General features: G+C 63.1%; 5 protein-coding genes. 2 read left to right on the top strand and 3 right to left on the bottom strand.

Annotated features, from left to right (window positions below; translation table 11 throughout):
- From EOA38_RS28585 to EOA38_RS28575, 3 genes are all read right to left on the bottom strand, one after another.
- Nucleotides 1-358: FAD-dependent oxidoreductase (locus EOA38_RS28585; protein WP_189434978.1), on the bottom strand; the 358-nt coding region annotated here is incomplete at its 3' end.
- Nucleotides 358-672, bottom strand: a complete 315-nt coding sequence (locus EOA38_RS28580; RefSeq protein WP_126090828.1) for a MocE family 2Fe-2S type ferredoxin — start codon at nt 670-672, stop codon at nt 358-360. The genes EOA38_RS28580 and EOA38_RS28585, both read right to left, overlap by 1 nt.
- Before the next feature lie 46 nt (nt 673-718).
- Entirely contained in the window at nt 719-1,825 is a 1,107-nt protein-coding gene (locus EOA38_RS28575) for a fatty acid desaturase family protein (protein WP_127300807.1), read from the bottom strand.
- A gap of 174 nt (nt 1,826-1,999) precedes the next feature.
- Here EOA38_RS28575 and EOA38_RS28570 point away from each other — a divergent pair, with 174 nt between their 5' ends.
- Together EOA38_RS28570 and EOA38_RS28565 are read left to right on the top strand one after the other, a co-directional pair.
- Nucleotides 2,000-3,031 (top strand): LacI family DNA-binding transcriptional regulator, encoded by a 1,032-nt coding sequence (locus tag EOA38_RS28570; protein ID WP_126090826.1) that lies wholly within the window; start codon nt 2,000-2,002, stop codon nt 3,029-3,031.
- A 370-nt stretch (nt 3,032-3,401) separates the two neighbouring features.
- Nucleotides 3,402-4,343 (top strand): sugar ABC transporter substrate-binding protein, encoded by a 942-nt coding sequence (locus EOA38_RS28565; RefSeq protein ID WP_126090825.1) that lies wholly within the window; start codon nt 3,402-3,404, stop codon nt 4,341-4,343.
- The last annotated feature ends 278 nt before the right edge of the window (nt 4,344-4,621 follow it).

Raw genomic sequence — 4,621 nt, 5'->3', positions numbered from 1 at the left:
TCTCAGCGCGGGAAATCGCGTCGCCATCATCGGTGGCGAGCAGCAGCTTGTCGTAGGGAAGCGAAGAGCCGTCCGAGAGCCGCACGACATGCGCGGCGCGGTCGATTGCCACGGCCCGGACGGAATGGATGTGACGGATCGAGCGCTCGGCCAGAAGCTCGTCGCTGGCGATCGCCTTGATGACCGGCGCCTCGCCGGTCATCGCCTCCTTCGACAGCGGCGGCCGCTCATAGGGCAGATGCGGCTCGTCGCCGACCAGCGTCACCGGCCCTTCGAAACCGAGGTCGCGCAGGGTGAGCGCCGCGCGCCCGCCGCATTCGCCGGCGCCGATGATGACCATTCCTCCCGTCATCGTCATCACCCGACCTGAATGAGGACTTTGCCTCCGTCGACCTTGACCGGATAGGTCTTGAGGTTGACGCATACCGGCGCGCCACGCGCGTCGCCGGTCTTGTAGTTGAAGCGGCCATTGTGCTTCGGGCATTCGATGATGTCGTCCATCACCAGCCCGTCGGCGAGATGCACCTTCTCGTGCGAACAGAGGCCGTCGGTCGCGAAATATTCGTCGTCCGGGCTGCGATAGACCGCGTAGGTGCGGCCGGCGTGATCGAACCGCATCACATCCTCTTCGTCGATGTCTCCGGCCGCGCAGGCCTCGACCCAGTCGCTCATGTCGTCCTCCAGCGAAGATTTGATAGCCGGCTTGCGTCGGAACCGGTCATTCGGCTGCGGTCGCCACCGGATTGTCGTTGTGCAGCTCTTCCCGATAGGGCTTCGCCGTCGGCGGCAGCTCGCGCTTGATGAAATAATCCTCGTTGCGCAACTGGCGCAGGAAGGCGGGGATCATCTCGCGATAACCGGCCAGGATCGACGGTGTCGGCGCCGGCAGGTCGTGCTTGATCAGCTCGTGCAGCTTGGGCAGCGCGTGATAGGGCACCATCGGGAACATGTGGTGCTCCACATGGTAGTTCATGTTCCAGTAGATGAACCGGCTGACCGGGTTCATGTAGACGGTGCGGCTGTTCAGGCGGTGGTCGATGACATTCTCGGCGAGACCGCCATGTTGCAGCAGTCCCGTCATCACATGGTGCCAGGCGCCATAGAGGCGGGGCAGACCGACGAGCATCAGCGGCAGCCATGAATGAAGATAGAGCGCCAGCGCGATGGTGGCGACATAGATGGCCAGCCAGATGCGGGCGGCGCGGATAGCCTTGGGCTGCTCCTGTTCGGGAATGAAGGTCTTTTCCGCGGCGCTGATGACGCCGGCGGCGTTGCGCACCATGTCGGTCATCGCGTGCCAGACGTCGAGAATGCCGAAGAAGTTCAGGACCAGGCGCACAAGATCCGGCGGCCGCATGACGGCGATCTCCGGGTCGCGGCCGACGATGATGGTGTCGGTGTGGTGGCGCGTATGGCTCCAGCGCCAGGTCACCGGATTGCGCATGATCATGAAGCAGGCGATCTGGTAGACGGCGTCGTTCATCCACTGGGTGCGGAAGGCGGTGCCGTGGCCGCATTCGTGCCAGCGGGAATCCGTCGAGGAGCCGTAGAGCACGCCGTAGACGAAGAAGAACGGCACGCACCACCACGTGCCCCAGAACCAGGCCCCGCCCGCGCCGCTGAGGATCAGCACGCCGAGCCAGATGACGGTGTCGCGGATCGCCGGCTGGTCGGAGCGCTGCATCAGCTCCTTCATCTGCTTGCGGGGTATCTCGGTGTGGTACCACTCGGCCGCCGCGAGCCCCTTCTCGACCGCGCGCTTGGCATCGCGGCCGGTCAGGCTGTAGTCGCGTCCGGACAGCGCCGGAGACGTGATTGCCGTCATTTCGGGTTCCTCCATCAGCACGTGGCGAATGGCTCTCTGCGGTGCCGGGTTCGCGCATGGCTGGCTTCGACTTCACCATAGCGCCAAGGCATGATAGTCTCAACATCACAAAGATAGTTTCTATCATTTCCTATCAAGATGAGTTATTCTGAGTTGGTCAGAGAAGGAGCGATCATGGCAAGGCGGCCGACCATCACCGATCTCGCGCGCGTTTCCGGCGTCAGCGTCGCCACCGTCGACAGAGTGCTGAACAATCGCTTGCCGGTGCGCGAGGAAACCGCCCGCCGCGTCTACGAGGCCGCGACCGATATCGGCTATCACGCCGCCGGCTTGATCAAGCGGCGCATGCGCCAGGAAATGCCGGAATACCGCCTCGGCTTCCTGCTCCTGAGGGGCAATGATGTCTTCTACGGCGATTTCGCACGGGAGCTCGAACTGGCGGTCTCGCAGTCGCAACGCTTCCGTGGTGTCGCGACCATCGATTTCGCCGGTTCGCTGGCGCCCGACGAGATTGCCGGCCAAATGCGCAGGCTGGCGGCGAAATCCAGGGCGATCGCCGTCGTCGGTCCGGACCATCCGACGCTGACGGCGGTCGTGGAAGCGTTGAAGGCGAGGGGGCAGCCGGTCTTCTCGCTGCTGTCCGACTTCGCCGCCGGCATCCGCGAGGGCTATGTCGGGCTCGACAACCGCAAGGTCGGGCGCACGGCGGCCTGGATGATCGCCAAGGCAGCGAAGAAGCCCGGCAAGGTCGCGCTCTTCGTCGGCAGCCACCGTTTCCACGGCCATGAATTGCGCGAGATCGGCTTCCGCTCCTATTTCCGCGAACACGCGCCGGACTTCACGGTGCTGGAGACGCTGGTCAATCTGGAAGCCAACCAGGTGACGCATGACGCGATGCTCGACCTTCTGGCCCGGCATCCGGATCTTGCCGGCTGCTACGTCGCCGGCGGCGGCATGGAAGGCGCGGTCTCGGCACTGAGGACGGCGAAGCCGGCAAGCATGCCGGTGGTCATCTGCAACGAGATCAATGCCGAATCGCGCGCAGCCCTTGCCGACAACATCCTCACCATGGTGATCTCGACGCCTCTGGCGGCGCTGTGCCGCGAGCTTGTCGGACTGATGGCGCATGCCATCGAGAGCGGCGCCGCCAATGCGCCGGGGCAGACTTTCCTGCCCTTCGACATCTATCTGCCCGAGAACATCTGAGCCGCGTCCTCCGGGTTGGTGATGTAATCCATCAGGCTGATAAGATTTTGTCACGGTTCTAACAGGCGGCAAAATCCGGTCCAAGGCCGGCGATCCTCGGGCCGAGCCTCCGCCTGGCGCCGTGCGGGAATGAAAATCCGGAGCCTTCATTCCGAATCGCCCTTGACGACTCCAGGCGAAATGGAATAAATATTTCACCAACTAGGCATTTTGGTTCTTTCGTTCCGGAACATCTGTTTCAAACAGAGGATCAGGCGTTCCACTGCGCAGTGAAAACGCCGTCGGAATGGACGCAGGGAGAGATTCCCCGGAGAGATCGGGGATTCCGGTTCAATCGGTGCAGCCGGACACCAAGTGGAGGAGAAATAAAATGAAGAAACTGCTTTTGGGCGTCGCGCTATCGGCGCTGATGAGTTCGTCCGCCTTCGCCGCCAAGATCGGCGTTTCGATGGCTCTTTTCGACGACAACTTCCTGACCGTGCTGCGCAACGGCATGATCGCGCAGGCCAAGGGCATGGATGGCGTCCAGCTGCAGGTCGAGGACGCGCAGAACGACGTCGCCAAGCAGCTCGACCAGATCAAGAACTTCGCCGCTTCGGGCGTCGACGCCATCATCGTCAACCCGGTCGACACTTCGGCCACGCAGGCGATGTCGGACGCGGCCGCCGCGGCCAAGATCCCGCTGGTCTATGTCAACCGCGAGCCTGTCAATGTCGATGCGCTGCCCGACAACCAGGCCTTCGTCGCTTCGAACGAGGCTGAATCCGGCACGCTCGAGACCAAGGAAGCCTGCCGCCTGTTCAAGGAAGCCGGCAAGAAGGAAGCCAATGTCTATGTCATCATGGGCGAGCTTTCCAACCAGGCCGCGGTGCAGCGCACCAAGGATATCGATGAAGTGATCGCCACGCCGGACTGCAACTTCATCAAGATCATCGACAAGCAGACCTCGAACTGGAAGCGTGACGAGGCGCAGAACCTGATGACCAACTGGCTGTCGTCCGGCAAGCCGTTCGACGGCGTCATCGCCAACAACGACGAGAGCGCCATCGGCGCCATCCAGGCGATGAAGGCCGCCAACATCGACATGAAGTCGGTCGTGGTCGGCGGCGTCGACGCCACCCAGGACGCGCTGGCCGCGATGCAGGCGGGCGATCTCGACGTATCGGTCTTCCAGGACGCGGCCGGCCAGGGTGCCGGCGCCCTCGACGCGGCGCTGAAGCTCGCCAAGGGCGAGAAGGTGGAACACAAGGTCTATATCCCGTTCCAGCTCGTCACGCCGGCGAACATCGACAAGTTCCTGAAGAAGAACTGAGGCTGCGCCAGCGCAATTCCAGGAAAAGGTTTCCGTACGGAATTGCGTGAAGACAAACCCAGGAGCGGCGCTCCGACGCATCGGACTGGCTGAAACCGGCTGCTGACAAGCGGCGCCGCTCCCTTCCTTCTCCCACCCCGCCGGGCGGGAGAACGGGCGCGGTCATTCGGAGGAAGAAGACGTGTCACAGACATCGCATGGCATTGGCGGGTTGAGCTATGACGCCAAGAAGCGCCCCTGGCCTGCCGAGTTCAACGTGTTCCTGGCGCTGGTCATTC

This window comes from Mesorhizobium sp. M1E.F.Ca.ET.041.01.1.1, from assembly GCF_003997355.1.
Lineage (GTDB): Bacteria > Pseudomonadota > Alphaproteobacteria > Rhizobiales > Rhizobiaceae > Mesorhizobium.
Note: the sequence above shows the minus strand (reverse complement) of the source record. Positions and strands in the feature narration are given on the sequence as shown.

Excerpts from the sequence above, each read along its gene's own strand:
- EOA38_RS28565 (WP_126090825.1), top strand. The coding sequence starts at position 3,402 with ATGAAGAAACTGCTTTTGGGCGTCGCGCTATCGGCGCTGATGAGTTCG.
- EOA38_RS28580 (WP_126090828.1), bottom strand. The coding sequence starts at position 672 with ATGAGCGACTGGGTCGAGGCCTGCGCGGCCGGAGACATCGACGAAGAG.
- EOA38_RS28570 (WP_126090826.1), top strand. The coding sequence starts at position 2,000 with ATGGCAAGGCGGCCGACCATCACCGATCTCGCGCGCGTTTCCGGCGTC.
- EOA38_RS28575 (WP_127300807.1), bottom strand. The coding sequence starts at position 1,825 with ATGACGGCAATCACGTCTCCGGCGCTGTCCGGACGCGACTACAGCCTG.